The 18,182-nt window shown below is 76.2% G+C and carries 10 protein-coding genes; 7 read left to right on the top strand and 3 right to left on the bottom strand.

Features of this window, described 5'->3' with window-relative positions:
- Window positions 1-28: 28 nt before the first annotated feature.
- From ACI79L_RS04210 to meaB, 3 genes are read left to right on the top strand one after another with little or no spacing between them, the layout of a single operon-like run.
- Window positions 29-1,942 carry a methylmalonyl-CoA mutase subunit beta gene (locus ACI79L_RS04210; RefSeq protein ID WP_456935566.1) on the top strand — a complete coding sequence of 638 codons (1,914 nt, stop codon included), beginning with the start codon at window positions 29-31 and terminating at the stop codon, window positions 1,940-1,942.
- A complete protein-coding gene (gene scpA / locus ACI79L_RS04205; RefSeq protein WP_456935565.1) occupies window positions 1,939-4,146 on the top strand; it encodes a methylmalonyl-CoA mutase in 2,208 nt (735 codons plus the stop codon). The genes ACI79L_RS04210 and scpA overlap by 4 nt, the downstream gene beginning before the upstream one ends.
- Window positions 4,147-4,161: 15 nt before the next feature.
- A complete protein-coding gene (gene meaB, locus ACI79L_RS04200) occupies window positions 4,162-5,148 on the top strand; it encodes a methylmalonyl Co-A mutase-associated GTPase MeaB (protein ID WP_456935564.1) in 987 nt (328 codons plus the stop codon).
- 291 nt (window positions 5,149-5,439) lie between these two features.
- Here meaB and ACI79L_RS04195 read toward each other — a convergent pair whose 3' ends face one another.
- Window positions 5,440-5,898: a gamma-glutamylcyclotransferase family protein gene (locus ACI79L_RS04195; RefSeq protein WP_456935563.1), complete on the bottom strand. Its 459-nt coding sequence runs from the start codon at window positions 5,896-5,898 to the stop codon at window positions 5,440-5,442.
- On the opposite strand from ACI79L_RS04195, the gene ACI79L_RS04190 reads away from it, so the two are divergent.
- The 4 genes from ACI79L_RS04190 to ACI79L_RS04175 all read left to right on the top strand — a co-directional run bounded on the left by ACI79L_RS04190 (window position 5,824) and on the right by ACI79L_RS04175 (window position 15,549).
- A complete protein-coding gene (locus ACI79L_RS04190; protein WP_456935562.1) occupies window positions 5,824-7,422 on the top strand; it encodes an NAD(P)H-quinone dehydrogenase in 1,599 nt (532 codons plus the stop codon). The two genes, ACI79L_RS04195 and ACI79L_RS04190, sit on opposite strands and share 75 nt — an antisense overlap.
- A 105-nt stretch (window positions 7,423-7,527) precedes the next feature.
- Window positions 7,528-9,231 carry a reprolysin-like metallopeptidase gene (locus tag ACI79L_RS04185; RefSeq protein ID WP_456935561.1) on the top strand — a complete coding sequence of 568 codons (1,704 nt, stop codon included), beginning with the start codon at window positions 7,528-7,530 and terminating at the stop codon, window positions 9,229-9,231.
- Between the two features lie 49 nt (window positions 9,232-9,280).
- Complete coding sequence (locus ACI79L_RS04180) at window positions 9,281-11,941, top strand: zinc-dependent metalloprotease family protein (RefSeq protein WP_456935560.1); 2,661 nt, start codon at window positions 9,281-9,283, stop codon at window positions 11,939-11,941.
- A gap of 65 nt (window positions 11,942-12,006) precedes the next feature.
- Window positions 12,007-15,549: a S8 family serine peptidase gene (locus ACI79L_RS04175; protein WP_456935559.1), complete on the top strand. Its 3,543-nt coding sequence runs from the start codon at window positions 12,007-12,009 to the stop codon at window positions 15,547-15,549.
- A 43-nt stretch (window positions 15,550-15,592) separates the two neighbouring features.
- Here the strand turns inward: ACI79L_RS04175 and ACI79L_RS04170 are convergent, their stop codons facing one another.
- Both ACI79L_RS04170 and ACI79L_RS04165 read right to left on the bottom strand, forming a co-directional pair.
- Window positions 15,593-17,359, bottom strand: coding sequence for an acetyl/propionyl/methylcrotonyl-CoA carboxylase subunit alpha (locus ACI79L_RS04170; RefSeq protein WP_456935558.1), 1,767 nt, complete (start codon window positions 17,357-17,359; stop codon window positions 15,593-15,595).
- An 86-nt stretch (window positions 17,360-17,445) separates the two neighbouring features.
- Window positions 17,446-18,180: a class I SAM-dependent methyltransferase gene (locus ACI79L_RS04165; RefSeq protein ID WP_456935557.1), complete on the bottom strand. Its 735-nt coding sequence runs from the start codon at window positions 18,178-18,180 to the stop codon at window positions 17,446-17,448.
- Window positions 18,181-18,182 lie beyond the last annotated feature (2 nt).

The raw sequence follows: 18,182 nt of genomic DNA, 5'->3' as shown, positions 1-18,182 counted from the left end.
ACACTCCTCGACTGGGAGGAGTTCACCGATGAGCGCCACCGACACCGCGACGCCGGGCGGGGACGAGGTCCCCGCCGAGCACGAGGTGCCCGACGAGCTGTCCCTCGCCGGCGACTTCCCGCCGGTCGGCCGCGAGCAGTGGCGCGAGCTGGTCGCCGGGGTCCTGCGCAAGGCCGGCCGCGAGGAACTGCCCGACCCGGCCGAGGACGCGCTGCGCCGCACGGTGGCCACCGGCGTCAGCGTCGCGCCGCTCTACACCCCCGAGGACGCCGGCGACCTGCCGACGGCGGTCGGCGTGCCCGGCCTGCCGCCGTTCGTCCGCGGCGCCCGCGCCGGGGCGCACCCGGAGAGCGGGGTGCCCGCCGGCTGGGACGTGCGGCAGCGGCACGCCCACCCCGACGTCGCGGTCACCCGGGAGGCGATCGCCGCCGACCTGGAGAACGGCGTCACCTCGCTGTGGCTGCACCTCGGCGACGGCGCGGTGCCCGTGGACTCCCTCGGTGACGTGCTCGCCGACGTCTACCTCGACCTCGCGCCGGTCGCCGTCTCCGGCGGGGTGCCGGCCGCCGAGGCGCTGCTGGCGCTGACCGGCGACCGCACCGACCTCGCGCCCGGCGGCTCGCTGGGCCTCGACCCGCTCGGCGACCAGGCCGCGTCGGGGGAGGAGCAGGACCTCGCCGGCCTCGCCGACCTCGCCCGCCGGACCCCCGCGGGCTGGCGCACCGTCGTCGTCGACGCGACCGTGTACGCCGACGCCGGGGCGACCGCGGTCGAGGAGCTCGGCTGCTCGCTGGCCGCCGGGGTGGCCTACCTGCGGGCGCTCACCGACGGCGGGCTGACCGTGGACGAGGCGTTCGAGCGCGTCGAGTTCCGCTACTCCGCCTCGGCCGACCAGTTCACGACGATCGCCGCGCTGCGCGCCGCCCGCCGGCTGTGGGACCGGGTCGGCGAGGTCAGCGGCGCGTCGCAGGCGGCCCGGGCGCAGCGCCAGCACGCGGTGACGTCGTCGGTGATGACGACGAGGCGCGACCCGTGGGTGAACATGCTGCGCACCACGGTCGCCTGCTTCGCCGCGGGCGTGGGCGGGGCCGACGTCGTCACCGTGCAGCCCTTCGACGCCGCGCTCGGCCTGCCCGACGCCTTCTCCCGGCGGATCGCGCGCAACACCCAGAGCCTGCTGGTCGAGGAGGGCCACCTCGCCCGCGTGCTGGACCCGGCCGGCGGCTCCTGGTACGTCGAGTCGCTCACCGAGGACCTCGCCCGGGCCGCGTGGGCCTGGTTCACCGAGATCGAGCGGGCGGGCGGGCTGGCCGCGGCGCTGACCTCCGGGCTGGTCCGCGACCGGCTGGCCGCCGCCTGGGACGCCCGCGCCAAGCGGCTGGCCAAGCGCAGCGACGCGATCACCGGCGTCAGCGAGTTCCCCAACCTGACCGAGAAGCTGCCCGAGCGGCAGCCGGCCGCCGCCCTGCACCCGACCGGCGGCCTGCCCCGCGTGCGGGCCGCGCAGGAGTACGAGGAGCTGCGCGACCGCGCCGACGCCGCCGGCGAGCGGCCGCAGGTCTACCTCGCCACCATCGGCCCGATCGCGCGGCACACCGCGCGGGCCTCCTTCGCCGGCAACCTGTTCCAGGCCGGCGGCGTGGCCACCCCCGCCGCCGACGGCGCCTCCGGGTTCGCCGACGCCGGGACGACGGTGGCCTGTATCTGCGGCACCGACGCCGACTACGCCGAGTCCGCCGCCGCGCTGGCCGCCGAGCTCCGGGCCGCCGGCGCCACCCACGTGTGGCTGGCCGGCAGGCCCTCGCTGGGGGTGGACGGCGTCGACGGGTACGTGTACGCCGGGTGTGACGCGCTGGACGTGCTCCGCACCGTCCACGAGCAGCTGGGAGTGACGGCAGAAATGGCCATTTCTGCCGCTCCTGGGAAGGAGGAGCGGGCATGAGCGGGATCCCCGACTTCGGCGGCGTCGAGCTGGGCCGGCCGGCCGCGCACGCCGGCGCCGACGACTGGGCCAAGGCGTTCGAGGAGGCGACCGGCCGCGGCGTCGAGGAGGCGACCTGGGAGACCCCCGAGGGCATCGCCGTCCCGCCGCTGGCCACCCCCGCCGACCTCGCCGGGCTGGACTTCCTCCGGACCTACCCCGGCCTGCCGCCCTACCTGCGCGGGCCCTACCCGACCATGTACACGACCCAGCCGTGGACCGTCCGCCAGTACGCGGGCTTCTCCACCGCGGCGGAGTCCAACGCCTTCTACCGGCGCAACCTGGCCGCCGGCCAGAAGGGCCTGTCGGTCGCCTTCGACCTGCCCACCCACCGCGGCTACGACTCCGACCACCCGCGCGTCGTCGGCGACGTCGGCATGGCGGGGGTGGCGATCGACTCGATCCTGGACATGCGGCAGCTGTTCGACGGCATCCCGCTGGACCGGATGAGCGTCTCGATGACCATGAACGGCGCGGTGCTGCCGGTCCTGGCGCTCTACGTCCTCGCCGCCGAGGAGCAGGGGGTGAGGCCGGACCAGCTCACGGGGACCATCCAGAACGACATCCTCAAGGAGTTCATGGTCCGCAACACCTACATCTACCCGCCGAAGCCGTCGATGCAGATCATCAGCGACATCTTCGCCTTCACCTCGGCGGAGATGCCCCGCTTCAACTCGATCTCCATCTCCGGTTACCACATCCAGGAGGCCGGGGCGACGGCCGACCTGGAGCTGGCCTACACCCTCGCCGACGGCGTCGAGTACCTGAACGCGGGCAAGGCCGCGGGCCTGGACATCGACGCGTTCGCGCCGCGGCTGTCCTTCTTCTGGGCCATCGGCATGAACTTCTTCATGGAGGTCGCCAAGCTCCGCGCCGGGCGGCTGCTGTGGGCCCGGCTGGTGAAGGAGGCCGGCGCGCGGAAGGACAAGTCGCTGTCGCTGCGCACCCACTCGCAGACCTCGGGCTGGTCACTGACCGCGCAGGACGTCTACAACAACGTCGTCCGCACCTGCCTGGAGGCCATGGCCGCCACCCAGGGGCACACCCAGTCGCTGCACACCAACGCCCTCGACGAGGCGCTGGCCCTGCCCACCGACTTCTCCGCGCGGATCGCCCGCAACACCCAGCTGCTGCTGCAGCAGGAGTCGGGGACGACCCGGGTGATCGACCCGTGGGGCGGCTCGGCGTACGTGGAGAAGCTGACCTACGACCTGGCCCGCCGCGCCTGGGCGCACATCCAGGAGGTCGCCGAGCACGGGGGCATGGCGCAGGCCATCGACGACGGCATCCCGAAGCTGCGCATCGAGGAGGCCGCCGCCCGCACCCAGGCGCGGATCGACTCCGGCCGCCAGCCGGTGATCGGCGTCAACAAGTACCGGGTCGAGGCCGACGAGGCGATCGAGGTGCTGCGCGTCGACAACGCCGACGTGCTCGCCCAGCAGAAGGCCAAGCTGGCCGAGCTGCGCGCCTCCCGGGACGCCTCCGCGGTGACCGAGGCGCTGCGCCGGCTCACCGACGCCGCCCGGGCCGCGGCCGAGGGGCGGCGGGACGCGTCGCTGGACTCCAACCTGCTCAAGCTCGCCGTCGACGCGGCGCGGGCCAAGGCGACGGTCGGGGAGATCTCCGACGCGCTCGAGGAGGTCTACGGGCGGCACGCCGGCCAGGTGCGCACCATCTCCGGTGTGTACCGCGACGAGGCCGGCAGCTCCGGGCCGCTCGAGGAGACCCGCCGGATGACCGAGGCGTTCGAGGAGGCCGAGGGGCGCCGCCCCCGCATCCTCGTCGCCAAGATGGGCCAGGACGGCCACGACCGCGGGCAGAAGGTCATCGCCACCGCGTTCGCCGACCTCGGCTTCGACGTCGACGTCGGCCCGCTGTTCCAGACGCCGGAGGAGGTCGCGCGGCAGGCGGTCGAGGCCGACGTGCACGTCGTCGGCGTCTCGTCGCTGGCCGCCGGCCACCTCACGCTGGTGCCGGCGCTGCGCGACGCGTTGGCCGAGCTCGGTGCCGACGACGTCCTGGTCGTGGTCGGCGGGGTCATCCCGCCCGGCGACGTGCCGCGGCTGAAGGAGATGGGCGCGGCCGCGGTGTTCCCGCCCGGCACGGTCATCGCGGAGGCGGCGCAGGAGCTGCTGCGGACGCTGTCGCAGCGTCTTGGTCACTGAGGCGGTGGGCCTCTGATGCCCGCGCCGGACGTCCCCGCGCTGGTCGAGGGGGTGCTCGGCGGCGACCGCCGGTCGCTGGCCCGGGCGATCACGCTGGTCGAGTCCCGCCGCGCCGACCACCGCGAGCGGGCGCAGGAGCTGCTGGTCGAGCTGCTGCCGCACGCGGGGGCGGCCCGGCGGGTCGGCATCAGCGGGGTGCCCGGAGTGGGGAAGTCGACGTTCATCGACCAGCTCGGCGTCGACCTGACCGGTGCCGGGCACCGGGTGGCGGTGCTGGCGGTCGACCCGTCGTCGGCGCGGTCGGGCGGGTCGATCCTCGGCGACAAGACCCGGATGGCGCGCCTCGCCGTCGACCGCAACGCCTTCATCCGGCCGGCGCCGACCGCGGGGACGCTGGGCGGGGTCGCGCAGGCGACGCGGGAGTCGATGGTCGTCGTCGAGGCGGCCGGCTACGACGTCGTGCTGGTGGAGACCGTCGGCGTCGGGCAGTCGGAGGTCACCGTCGCGGAGATGGTCGACTCGTTCCTGTTCCTCACGCTGGCCCGCACCGGCGACCAGCTGCAGGGCATCAAGCGCGGCATCCTCGAACTCGCCGACGTCATCGCCGTCAACAAGGCCGACGGGCCGGCCGCCGCCGACGCGCGCAAGGCCGCCCGGGAGCTGGCCGGGGCCATCCGGATGCTGCGCGGGCACACCCCGGGTGGCTGGGACGTGCCGGTCCTGACCTGCGCCGGGCTGACCGGCGAGGGGCTGGCCGAGGTGTGGGCCAAGCTGGTCGAGCACCAGGACCGGGCGAAGGCGTCAGGGGCCTTCGACGAGCGGCGCCGCGCGCAGCAGGTGCGCTGGACCTGGCAGCTGGTGCGCGACGGGCTCGAGCACCGGCTGCGCGCGCACCCGGCGGTGCGGTCGCAGGCGCTGGAGCTGGAGAAGGCGGTGCTGGCCGGCGAGCTCACCCCGGCCCTGGCCGCCCGGCAGATCCTCGAGACCTTCCTCGGCACCTGACTTCCCGGCGCCCTGAGCCCGCGATCATGGCGCCGTGACCACCTCCGGGGCCTGCGGAGTGGTCCCGGCGCCATGATCGCGGGCCGTCCCCAGGTGGGTGCCCGTCCACAGCGTCCCGGTGTGCAGCGGGGACCCGGGACCGACGCCGCAGGGTCGGCCGGGTGCGAGCCGGACTGCTCAGGACGATCGACCGCCAGGGCGCGCCCCGCGCCGGACGATCATGGCGCCGTGACCACCCGGGAGCCCCGGATCGTGGTCCCGGCGCCATGATCGCGGGGAGGAACGAGCGGGTCAGAAGGCGGAGCGGCAGTCGCGGGCGCGGAGCTCGGCGAGGTAGTCGTCCGGGGCCCCGGCGGCCTCGGCGGCGTCGGCGATCGCGCCCAGGTGCCGCGCCGACGGCAGCCCGCCCTCGAAGGCGTCCAGCGCGTAGACGTAGGCGACGGCGTCGCCGCCCAGGGTGTGCACCCGCAGGTTGAGCTTGCGGTAGAGGCCGCGGTCGGCGCCCTCCCAGGCGTCGAGCTCGCGCTCGTCGGCGGGCGTGAGGTCGTAGAGCGCGACGAACACGCCGGGCGCCTCGCGGTCCTCGGCCGGCACGAGGGTGGCCAGCGCGCCCTCCCAGCCGTACTCCTCGCCGCCGAAGGCGAGCCGCCAGCCGCGGATCCAGCCGGTGCCGACGTGCGGGGACGACGGGCAGCGGCGCAGCATCTGCTCGGGGTCCATGTTGGACCCGTACGCGGCGTAGAGACCCATCGCCGACCGAGCCTACGGCCGGTGTGGCCCGCACGACCCCGTGAGCCTGCCGACACCACCCGCCCGGGCTGGGAGGATGGACGGCGAACCCCCCGGTCCACGACGCAGGAGACCCGCATGACCCGCATCGTCATCATCGGCGGCGGCCCGGCCGGCTACGAGGCCGCGCTGGTGGCCGCCTCTCTGGGTGCGCAGGTCACCGTCGTCGAACGCGACGGCCTCGGAGGCGCCAGCGTCCTCACCGACTGCGTGCCCTCGAAGACCTTCATCGCCGCCGCGGGCACCATGACCTCGGTCCGCGACTCCAGCGTCCTCGGCCTGCGCGGCGCCGACCTCGCCACCGTCGGCCTGGACCTCGCCTCGGTCAACGCCCGGGTCAAGGGCCTGGCCGTCGCCCAGTCCGCCGACATCCACGCCCGGCTGGAGGCCGAGGGCGTGCGCCTGGTGTCCGGGCAGGGCCGGCTCGCCGACGACGTCCGGGGGCTGGTCGAGCACCGCGTCGAGGTCCTCGACCGCGACGGCGGGGTGCGGGAGACGCTCGAGTGCGACGTCGTCCTCGTCGCCACCGGCGCCGACCCCCGCGTGCTGCCCGGCAGCGAGCCCGACGGCGAGCGGATCCTCGACTGGCGCCAGCTCTACGACCTCGACGAGATGCCCGAGCACCTCGTCGTCGTCGGGTCGGGCGTCACCGGCGCGGAGTTCGCCTCCGGCTACCTCGAGGCCGGCGTGCCGGTCACCCTCGTCTCCTCCCGCGACCAGGTGCTGCCCGGCGAGGACGCCGACGCCGCCGACGTCATCGCCGAGGTCTTCCAGGCCCGCGGCGGGCGGATCGCCGAGCGCGGCCGCGCCGCGTCGGTGAAGCGCACCGAGAAGGGCGTGCTGGTCGAGCTCACCGACGGGCGCACCGTCGAGGGCTCGCACGCGCTGATGACCGTCGGCACCGTGCCGAACACCGCCGGGCTGAACCTCGAGGCGTGCGGCGTGGAGCTGCGCGAGTCCGGCCACGTCGTCGTCGACCGGGTGTCGCGCACCAACGTCCCCGGCATCTACGCCGCCGGCGACGTCACCGGCGTCTTCCAGCTCGCCAGCGTCGCGGCCATGCAGGGCCGGATCGCCATGTGGCACGCGCTCGGCGAGGCCGTGCAGCCGATCCGGCTCAAGACCGTCGCCGCCAACGTGTTCACCCACCCGGAGATCGCCACCGTCGGCGTGCAGGAGAAGACGCTGCCCGAAGGCCACGACCTCGACGTCGTCCAGCTGCCGCTGGCCACCAACGCCCGGGCGAAGATGAGCGACCTGCACGCGGGGTTCGTGAAGCTGTTCGCCCGCAAGGCCACCGGCGTCGTCGTCGGCGGGGTGGTCGTGTCGCCCGGCGCCAGCGAGCTGATCCTGCCGATCGCGCTGGCGGTCACCAAGGGCCTGACCGTGAGCGACCTCGCGCACACCTTCGCCATCTACCCGTCGCTGTCGGGCTCGATCACCGAGGCCGGCCGGAGGCTGATGGGGGCCGACGCGCTGGCGTGACGCGTGTGACGGCCCGGGCGCGCGGGACGGGGCCGCCGGGGCGCGTGTGACGGGTGGGGTCCCGGGTGGTGCACCTGGGACGCCGGCCCGCCGATGCCGGGAGGGATGCACGCCTCCCGAGTCCTGTCGCGGTCCCTCCCGCGGGCCATCGCCCTCGCCGGCGCCGTCGTCGCGCTGTGCGCCGGGCCGGTGGCCGTGGCGCAGGCCGACAGCGCCGTCGACGGAACCGCCGGCACCACCGTCGTCGGGGAGCTCGTGCAGGCCTGGCCGGAGACCTCGCTCGAGGGCCAGCACGCGGGGGAGTCGCACGAGCAGCCGCTGACCTTCGTCGAGGGCGCCGACGGGACCTCGGTGCGCGTGCCGACCGACGCGGTCGCCGGCATCGACGTCGGCAGCACCGTCGAGGTGACCGTGGGCGGCACCGCCGACGACGAGGCCACCGAGGACGGCTACGAGCCGGCGCTCGAGGTGCTGGACACGCAGGTCGTGCGCACCGCGCGGGCGGCGGCCACGGTCCCGGCGGGCTCGGTCACCAACCAGGTCACCGTCGCGATGGTCGCGCCCGCCGGCGGCACCCCGGACGGCACCGCGCTCGCGGACGTCGTGGACACGGTCAACGGCGACGTCGCGGCCTTCTGGGCGCAGCAGACCGCCGGCGCGGTGACCGTCGGGGTCACCGCCGCCCACGACTGGCTCACCACCGCCGCCGGCTGCGCCGACCCCACCGCGCTGTGGGACGAGGTCGCCGCGCGCGTCGGCTTCCAGGCCGGCCCCGGCCGCCACCTGCTGCTCTACGTCAGCAGCCGGCCGCAGGACCTGCCCGGCTGCTCCTACGCCCTGGGGCAGGTCGGCGTGAGCCCCGCCGCGGGTGGGCGGCTCTACGTCCGCGACGACCTGGCCTCGGTCATCGCCCACGAGCTCGGCCACAACTTCGGTCTGGGCCACTCGAGCGCGCTGCAGTGTGACGCCGCCGTCGAGACCGGCACCTGCCGCACCGCCGCCTACCGCGACTTCTACGACGTCATGGGCGTCTCCTGGGACCGGATCGGCACCCTCACCGCCGCCCAGGCCGACCGGCTCGGCGTGCTCCCGGCCGCGGCCGTGCAAGCCGCCGGCGAGGGGACGACGACGGCGACGCTCGCGCCCCTGGGCGGTGGCACCGGCACCCGCGCGCTGCGCCTGACCGACGTCGCCGGCACCGCCTACTGGCTGGAGTACCGCACCGCCGTCGGCCGCGACGCCTGGCTGACCTCGGACAACCGGTACCGGCTCGACAGCGGCGTGCTGCTGCACCGCGCCGGCGGGATGCCGGACACGTCGCTGCTGCTCGACGGCAGCCCGTCGGCCGCGGCCGGCTGGGAGGCCGACCTGCAGACGGCGCTGGTGCCGGGCGTGCCGGTCGCCGTCGCCGGCGGCGCGCTCACCGTCACCCTCGACGCGGTCACCCCGGCCGGCGCCACGGTGACCGTCGTCCGCACGTCCGTGGCGGCCGGCGCGCCTTCCCCCGCGCCGGCCGCCCCGGAGCCGCGCGTCCTGGCCGGCAGCCCCGTGAGGACCGCGCCCCCGCCCGCCGCCGTCCCGGCCGCGCCGCCGGTGTCCGCCGTCGCGCCGGTCGCCCCGGCGCCCGCGGCCGAGGACCCCGCGGCCGAGGACGCCGCCCCGGTCGCCGCGGCACCGGTCGAGGCCGCCGCCACGGAGCCCGCCGGCAGCGGCTGGGCCACCCCGGCGCTCGCGGCCGGCGGTGCCGTCGGCCTGGGCGGGACCGTGCTGGCCACCCGGCGGGTCCTCCCGCGCCTGCGCCGCGGCTGACCTGCCCGTTCGGGTGCGGTCCGGCGCCGCGGCTGCCGATGGAGGAGCCATGCCCGTCGCCCGCCGCCCGCGCCTCGCCGCCGCCGCCCTCGCCGCGGCGGCCGTCCTCTCCCTGGTCGGCACCGTCCCGGCCGCCCGGGCGGAGGAGGCGCCCCCGGCCGCCGGCGGGACCGTCGTCGGCGAGCTGGTCCAGGCCTACGCCGACCCGGAGACGCCGGGGCGCCACCACGGCGCGGCGGAGGACGCCGGGCTGCTGAGCTGGATCCGGACCGCGCCGGGCGAGACCGTGCGCGTCCCCACCGAGGACCTGGGCGACGCCGAGGCCGGCGCGACCGTCGAGGTGACCCTGGGCGGTCCCGTCGAGGACGCCGCCTCGGAGGACGGCCTGGAGCCCGCGCGCGAGGTGCTGTCCGCCGAGGTGGTCGCCGCGGCCGACCAGCCGCCGACCGCCTCCGCGACGGAGCCGGTCAACCACCCGGTGCGGGTGGTCATGGTGCAGCCGGCCGACGCCGCGGCCCAGCGGGCGGCCGACCCCACCACCCTCGCCGACGTCGTCGCCGCGGTGGACGGTCCGGTGGCCGGCTACTGGTCCGAGCAGACCGGCGGCAGCATCCGCTTCGGCGTCGTGAGCCGGACGGACTGGGTCCCCAGCGCCGCCACCTGCGAGGACCCCTTCGGCCTCTGGGAGACGGCGGCCCGGGCGGCCGGTTGGACCCCGGACCGCGGGGAGCACCTGCTGGTCTACGTGCCGCAGGACTCACCCGGCTGCGCGTACGGCCTCGGCACCGTCAGCGGGTGGACGAGCGAGGGGGGACTGGTCTACGTCCAGGACACCGGCGCGTCGGTCATCGCCCACGAGCTCGGCCACAACCTCGGCCTCGGCCACGCCTCGGCGCTGCAGTGCGACCGCTCGGTGGAGACCGGTACCTGCCGGACGTCGTCCTACGCCGACTACTACGACGTCATGGGCTTCTCCTGGGAGCGGCTCGGCTCGCTGTCCGCGCCGCACGCCGCGCAGGTCGTGTCCTACCTGCCCGCCATGGACGTCGGCCCGGACGGCGGCACCTACACCCTCCCGCGCTGGGACGCCCGGACCGCCGACCGCGCCTACGCCCTGCGGTTCACCGACGCCGACGGCGTCGTCTACTGGCTGGAGTACCGGGCCGCCGGCGGCACCGGCCGCGACAGCTGGCTGGGGCAGCTCGGCCCTGCCGCGCCGCAGCCGGGCGTGCTGCTGCGTCGCACCGCGCCCGGGGAGGACGACGACACGCTCCTGCTCGACGCCACGCCGTCGGCGAGCAGCGGCTGGAGCACCGACGTCCAGGTCCCGCTGCCGGCGGACGGCCGCGCGGTCCCGGTGTCGGGCGGCGACGTCACGGTCGCCGTCCGCGCCGTCACGCCCGAGCAGGCCACGGTGGAGGTCGTGCCCGCCGGCCCGGCGGCGATCGCGGCCGCCGCCGCGGCCGACGGCGGGCTCGGCACCCCGGGCTGGCCGCCCACGTGCGGGCTGCCGTGGGGCGGGTGCGTGCAGCACTTCCCCGGCGGCAGCGTCTACCACTCCCCGGCGACGGGGGCGCACGTCGTCCGCGGGATCCTCCTCGACGAGTACCGGCGTCGCGGCGACTTCTCCGGCTCCGGCATCGGCTACCCGACGAGCGAGCAGTACGCGACGCCCGGCGGCGGATGGACGCAGGCCTTCCGCTGGGGCCGGATCCACTGGTCCCCGGCGACCGGGGCGCACCTCGTGGGCGCGGTCATCGGCGCGGCGTACGACCCGCTGTGGGGTGAGTCCGGGCCGCTCGGCTACCCGGTGGGCGACCAGTACCCGACGGCGAACGGCGGGGTGACCCAGGCGTTCCAGAACGGCCGGATCCACTGGTCGCCGGCGACCGGAGGCCACGCCGTCTACGGGGACGTCTCCCGGGCCTACGACCCGCTGTGGGGGGAGTCCGGCGTGCTGGGCTACCCGGTGGGCGACCGGTACCCGACGGCGAACGGCGGGGTGACCCAGGCGTTCCAGAACGGCCGGATCCACTGGTCGCCCGCGACGGGCGGGCACGCGGTGTACGGCGACATCTCGCGCGCGTACGACCCGCTGTGGGGGGAGTCCGGCGTGCTCGGCTACCCGGTCACCGACCGCTACGCGACGGCGAACGGCGGCGTCACCCAGGCCTTCCAGAACGGGCGCATCCACTGGTCCCCGGCCACCGGCGGCCACGCGGTGCTGTCGGTGATCGGCCGGGCCTACGACCCGCTGTGGGGCGAGTCGGGGGTGCTGGGCTACCCGGTCGCGGACCGCTACCCGACCGCGCAGGGTGGCTGGACGCAGGCCTTCCAGAACGGGCGGATCCACTGGTCGCCCGGCACCGGGGCACACGGCGTCTACGGCCCCGGCCGCTTCGAGTACGACCGGCTGTGGGGCGAGTCCGGGGTGCTGGGCTACCCGGTGACCGAGCCGTACCCGACCGTGAGGGGCGGCGTGACGCAGGCCTTCCAGAACGGCCGGATCCACTGGTCGCCCGGGACCGGCGCCATCCCGGTCACCGGTGCCGTGTCCCGCGCGTACGACGCGGTGGGCGGGGAGGCGGGCCGGCTGGGCTACCCCGTCCGGCACGGGGCCTGGATCCGTCCCGACGTGTACCGGCAGGACTTCCAGGGCGGCAGCATCACCTCCTCGTCCCTCGGGACCAGGGTCACCTACGCCTACTGACCCCCTCGGGGGACGACCGCCCGCCACCCCTCAGCCCGGGGCGGGACCGTGCCGATGCGCGTCCCATGCCGTCCGCCCGCACCCCGTCCCGGCTCGGCGCCGCCCTGACCGGGGCGGCGGTCACCGCGCTGCTCGCCCTGACCGCCGCTCCGGCGCACGCCGCCGACGAGCCGGTCACCATCGACGTGCTCAAGGTCGTCGACGGCGAGTACGTCGTCGAGACCGTCGCCGTGCCCGCCGGCAGCGCGGACCGGACGGAGGCCTCGCTCGAGGCGCGCGCCGACGTCGTCGAGGCGAGCCCGTCGGTGACCTACCGGCCGCAGGGCACTGACCCCTTCTGGGAGGCCGACGACCCGCAGCAGGCCAGCGCCGTCCGCGACGTCTGGACGCGCACCCGCGGCGCCGGGCAGACCGTCGCCGTCCTCGACACCGGCGTCGACCCCGGCCACCCCGACCTCGCCGGCGCCCTGGTCCCCGGCACGGACACCGTCGGCGGGCCGCTGGACCCCTGGCACGGCACCGGCGTCGCCGGGGTCATCGCCGCGCGCGCCGACAACGGGACCGGTTCCGCCGGCATGGCGCCGGAGGCGCGGATCATGCCGGTCCGGGTGTGCAACGCCACCGACGGCTGCCCGTCCGCGGCGATCGCACGCGGCATCCTCTGGGCGGTCGACCACGGCGCCGACGTCGTGAACATGTCGCTGTCAGGAGCCGGCTGGTCCGACGTGACCGCGGTGGCCATCCGCTACGCCCTCGACCACGACGTCGTGCTGGTCGCCTCGACCGGCAACGACGGCCTCAACGGCAACCCGGTCATGTACCCGGCGGCCAACGAGGGCGTCATCGCCGTCTCGGCGACCACGCCCGCGGGCGCCCCGGCCGACTGGGCGGTGCACGGCTGGCAGGCCGACGTCGCCACGGTCGGCGAGAGCGTCCTGCTGACCATGCCCGGCGGCGGCTTCGCCAGCGGGTCGGGCACGTCCTTCTCGGGCCCGGCGGTCGCCGGCGCCGTCGCGCTGCTGCGGGCCGCGCACCCCGGCATCACGCCGGGGGAGGTCCAGGCGGCGCTGCAGGCCGGCGCCGACGCCTCCGGCTCCTGGGACCGCGCGTGGGGGGCCGGCCGGCTGGTGGTGCCCGCCGCCCTGGCCGCGGCCGACCGCACCGGCGCGGCGCCGACGGTCACGCCGGCCCCGGGAGCGGTCGACGTCGCCTGGGCACCGGTCGCCGGGGCCCCCTCGTACACGGTCCGGGTCGACGGCGTCGTCCGCGCGACCGTCTCCGGCACCACCGCCCGCGTCTCCGGCCTGACCGACGGCACCCAGGTGGCGGTCGACGTCCAGCCCGCCGGCGGCGAGCGCAGCCGCCCGGTCCTGGCCACCGTCGGCCCGGCCGCGCCCACGACGCCGGTGCTGCACTCCGCCGCGCTGCGGGGCACGGCCTCGGGCGCGGCCCTCGACCTGACCGCCTCCGTCCCCGGCGCCTCCGCGCCCAGGCTGGCGATCTACCGCGACGGCGTCGGCATCGGGACGATCACCCGGGCCCTGACCGGCACGCCGGAGACCTTCTCCATCGGCATCGGCGCCATGCCCACCCAGGAGACGCGCTGGCAGCTGCGCGGGGTCGACGACCTCGGCCGCCAGACCGGCTTCTCCAACGCGGTCGTCGTCGGCAGCGGCCGGCCGGCGGTCCCAGGGGCGGTGACCGGCCTGACCGGCCGGGCCGACGGCGACCAGGTGCTCCTGAGCTGGGACGACGCCGGCACCGCCTACACGTACCGGGTGGCGGTCGGCGGCGAGCTCGTCGCCGACCCGCGGACGGCGGGGGTCACGCTCCCGGCGCCGGCGGTCGGGGTGTCGCGCACCTACGACGTCGCCGTGGTGGACGCGTGGGGCCAGGCCGGGCCGGCGACCGCCGTGACCGTCACCCCGACCGGCGCGACCCGGCCGGGCGCACCGACCGGCGTGACCACCCGCGCCGGCGACGGGCGGGTCACCGTCTCCTGGTCACCGGCCGCCGACAACGGCAGCCCGGTCACCGGCTACACCGTCCTCGTCTCCCCGGGCGGGGCGACGGTGACGACCACCGGCGCGACGACGGCGACGGTCACCGGGCTGGCCAACGGCAGCGGCTACGCGTTCACGGTCACCGCCACCAACGCCGTCGGGACGGGGCCGGCCAGCGAGCCCGCGTACGGCTCCCCGGCCGCGGTGACCGTGCCGGGCGCCCCCGCCTGGGTGTCCGCCACCCCCGGGAACGGGCAGGCGAGCGTCACCTGGGCGGCCGCCGCGTCCGGCGGCAGCCCGGTCACCGGGTACACGGTCCGGGCCTCGCCGGGCGGCGCGACGGTCACCACGGCCGGGGTCACCACCGCGATGGTCACCGGGCTGACCAACGGGACGGCCTACACGTTCACGGTCACCGCCACCAACGCCGCCGGCACCGGCCCGGCCAGCGCGCCCAGCGCGGCCGTCACCCCGGTGGGCGGCGGCGCCGACGCCATCGCCGCGGCGTACTCGGCCACCGGCGGCAGCTCCGGCCCGCTCGGTGCCCGCGTGGGCTCCGCGTACGCGACGGCGGGAGGGGGCCTCACCCAGGCGTACCAGAACGGCCGCATCCACTGGTCGCCCTCCACCGGGGCGCACGCCGTGTTCGGGGACATCTCGAGGGCCTACGACCCGCTGTGGGGCGAGTCCGGCGTGCTCGGCTACCCCGTCGGGGACCGGTACGCGACGCCGGGCAACGGGTGGACGCAGGCGTTCCAGTTCGGCCGGATCCACACCTCGCCAGGCACGGGGGCGCACGCGGTGTACGGCGACATCTCGAGGGCCTACGACCCGCTGTGGGGCGAGTCGGGGGTGCTCGGCTACCCCGTGGGCGACCGGTACGCGACGCCCGGGAACGGGTGGACGCAGGCCTTCCAGCTCGGCCGCATCCACACGTCACCCGCGACCGGCGCCCACGCGGTGTTCGGGGACATCTCGAAGGCGTACGACCCGCTGCGGGGGGAGTCCGGGGTGCTGGGCTACCCGGTCGGCGACCGGTACGCGACGCCCGGGAACGGGTGGACGCAGGCCTTCCAGCTCGGCCGGATCCACACCTCCCCGTCGACCGGCGCCCACGCCGTGTTCGGGGACATCTCGAGGGCCTACGACCCGCTGTGGGGCGAGTCCGGCGTGCTCGGCTACCCCGTCGGGGACCGGTACCCGACGCCGGGCAACGGGTGGACGCAGGCGTTCCAGTTCGGCCGGATCCACACCTCGCCAGGCACGGGGGCGCACGCGGTGTACGGCGACATCTCGAGGGCCTACGACCCGCTGTGGGGCGAGTCCGGCGTGCTCGGCTACCCCGTCGGGGACCGGTACCCGACGCCGGGCAACGGGTGGACGCAGGCGTTCCAGTTCGGTCGGATCCACACCTCGCCGGCCACCGGCGCGTACGCGGTGCTGCAGCCGATCTCCCCGGTCTACGACTCCCACCGGGGCGAGTCCGGGCCGCTCGGCTACCCGCTGGGCAACGCCGTCGCCGCGCCCGACGGCACGGTGACCCAGACGTTCCAGCGCGGCCGCATCACGGTGCGGGGCGGCCAGGTGACCGTCGGCCTCGGCTGATCCGCAGCGCGCGGCCCCGGGCTGCCGGGGCCGCGCGGCGCGGTCAGCCCTCGGCGTCGGCGATCGTGCAGATGGCGGCGCCGCTGGTGACGGTGGCGCCGACCTCGGCCGACAGCCCGGTCACGGTGCCCGCCTTGTGCGCGGTGAGCGGCTGCTCCATCTTCATCGCCTCGAGGACGACGACGAGGTCTCCGGCCTCGACGGTGTCGCCCTCCTCGACGGCGACCTTCACGATCGTGCCCTGCATCGGCGAGGTGAGGGCGTCGCCGGACGCCGCTGAGCCGCCGTGGCCCGAGCCCCGCTTGCGCGGCTTGGCGCCCCCGCCGGCGGCCACCGGCGCCCCGCCGCCCGCGGCCAGCCCGGCGGGGAGGGAGACCTCCAGCCGGCGCCCGCCGACCTCGACGACGACGGTCTGCCGTGGCGCCTCCTCGTCGGCCTCGGCCGGCGCCGCGCTGTAGGGCTGGACCTGGTTGTCCCACTCGGTCTCGATCCAGCGGGTGTGCACGGTGAACGGCTCGCTGGTGAACGCCTCGTCGCGGACCACCGCGCGGTGGAACGGGACGACCGTGGGCATGCCCTCGACGACCAGCTCGTCCAGCGCGCGGCGGGCGCGCTGCAGCGCCTCCTCGCGGCTGGCGCCGGTGACGATCAGCTTGGCCAGCATCGAGTCGAACGCGCCGGCCACCTCGCCGCCGGTCTCGACGCCGGAGTCCCAGCGCACGCCCGGGCCCTGGGGGATCTCCAGCCGGGTGACCGGGCCGGGGGCCGGCATGAAGTTGCGGCCGGCGTCCTCGGCGTTGATCCGGAACTCGATGCTGTGCCCGCGCGGGGCGGGGTCCTCGGTGATCTCCAACGGCAGCCCCTCGGCGATGCGGAACTGCTGGCGCACCAGGTCGATGCCGCTGGTCTCCTCGCTGACCGGGTGCTCGACCTGCAGGCGGGTGTTGACCTCGAGGAAGGAGATCGAGCCGTCGGCGCCGACGAGGTACTCGACGGTGCCGGCGCCGTGGTAGCCGGCCTCCCGGCAGATCGCCTTGGCCGACTCGTGGATGCGTGCCCGCTGCTCGGTGGTGAGGAACGGCGCCGGGGCCTCCTCGACCAGCTTCTGGTTGCGCCGCTGCAGCGAGCAGTCGCGCGTGCCGACGACGACCACGTTGCCGTGCGTGTCGGCCAGGACCTGCGCCTCGACGTGCCGCGGCTTGTCGAGGAACCGCTCGACGAAGCACTCGCCGCGGCCGAAGGCCGACACGGCCTCGCGGACGGCGGAGTCGAACAGGTGCGGGATCTCCTCCTCGGTGCGGGCGACCTTCAGGCCGCGCCCGCCACCGCCGAACGCGGCCTTGATCGCCACCGGCAGGCCGTGCTCGCGGGCGAAGGCCAGCACCTCGTCGGCGCCGGAGACCGGGTCCTTGGTGCCGGGCACCAGCGGCGCGCCGGCCTTGGTGGCGATGTGCCGCGCGGCGACCTTGTCGCCGAGCGCGACGATCGACTCGGGGGAGGGCCCGATCCAGGTCAGCCCGGCGTCGAGGACGGCCTGGGCGAAGTCGGCGTTCTCCGACAGGAAGCCGTAGCCGGGGTGGATCGCATCAGCGCCGGACCGCTTCGCGGCGTCGATGATCTTGTCGATGACCAGGTAGGAGTCGCCGGGCGTCGTGCCGCCCAGGGCGAACGCCTCGTCGGCGACGCGGACGTGCAGGGCGTCGCGGTCGGGCTCGGCGTACACCGCGACGCTGGTCAGCCCGGCGTCGCGGCAGGCGCGGGCGACCCGGACCGCGATCTCCCCGCGGTTGGCGATCAGGACCTTCTGCACCGGCGTACTCCCTCGAAGACGGACGGGTCGGACTCTAGCCAGCGCCCGTCCGCCCGCCCGCAGTAGGGCGGGAGCCGGAGCGCGGCTCAGCCGGTGGCCGGCTTGGTGACGGCGTAGCGGAACCCCCGCCAGTTGGGCCCCGGGCTGTCGTCGGGCTCGACCCGCAGCACCACCAGGCCGCGCTCGGTCAGGCGGGGCAGCAGGACCTCCATCGGCAGGCCGTGCATCTGCAGCACCGCGCCGAACCGCCGCCGGACGTAGGCGTGCACCAGCGGCCGGGGCACCGTCCGGTACAGCCGGCCGACCAGGGTGTCCGACGGGCCGGTGGGGACGGCGAAGACCGCCAGCCCGCCCGGCCGCAGCACCCGGCCGAACTCCTCGGCGTAGCCCAGCGCCAGCTCGGGCGGCATGTGCTGCAGCACGATCGTCGACAGCACCATGTCGAAGCTGTCGTCGGCGAACACGGACAGGTCCGGCGCCTCGTTGTGCACGAAGGTGCAGCGGCCCCCGGCGTCGTGCCGGCGCGCCTCGGCGAGCATCGACGGCGCGATGTCCACGCCGGTGACCCGGTCGAAGTGCCGGGCCAGGGCCTGGGTCAGCCGGCCCACCCCGCAGCCGAAGTCCAGCGCCGTCTCCCGCCGGGCCGGCAGCCCGAGGGAGTCGGCCAGCGCCATGACGTCGTCCACCACGCGGACGCCGGTGGCGAAGAACTCCTCGGGGTCCCAGCGCCCGCCGCGGCGGTCGGGCTCGGTGAGCACCGCCCACATCGGGTCCCGCGAGCCGAAGGTGTCCCACGCCGTGCGCAGGGAGCGTGTGTCCACGG

It is taken from the genome of Geodermatophilus sp. SYSU D00684, from assembly GCF_054050455.1.
Note: the sequence above shows the minus strand (reverse complement) of the source record. Positions and strands in the feature narration are given on the sequence as shown.

What these genes read in the sequence shown, in the direction of transcription:
- ACI79L_RS04180 (WP_456935560.1), top strand. Translation starts at nt 9,281, where the DNA reads ATGCCCGTCGCCCGCCGCCCGCGCCTCGCCGCCGCCGCCCTCGCCGCG.
- scpA (WP_456935565.1), top strand. Translation starts at nt 1,939, where the DNA reads ATGAGCGGGATCCCCGACTTCGGCGGCGTCGAGCTGGGCCGGCCGGCC.
- meaB (WP_456935564.1), top strand. Translation starts at nt 4,162, where the DNA reads ATGCCCGCGCCGGACGTCCCCGCGCTGGTCGAGGGGGTGCTCGGCGGC.
- ACI79L_RS04210 (WP_456935566.1), top strand. Translation starts at nt 29, where the DNA reads ATGAGCGCCACCGACACCGCGACGCCGGGCGGGGACGAGGTCCCCGCC.
- ACI79L_RS04195 (WP_456935563.1), bottom strand. Translation starts at nt 5,898, where the DNA reads ATGGGTCTCTACGCCGCGTACGGGTCCAACATGGACCCCGAGCAGATG.
- ACI79L_RS04175 (WP_456935559.1), top strand. Translation starts at nt 12,007, where the DNA reads ATGCCGTCCGCCCGCACCCCGTCCCGGCTCGGCGCCGCCCTGACCGGG.
- ACI79L_RS04185 (WP_456935561.1), top strand. Translation starts at nt 7,528, where the DNA reads ATGCACGCCTCCCGAGTCCTGTCGCGGTCCCTCCCGCGGGCCATCGCC.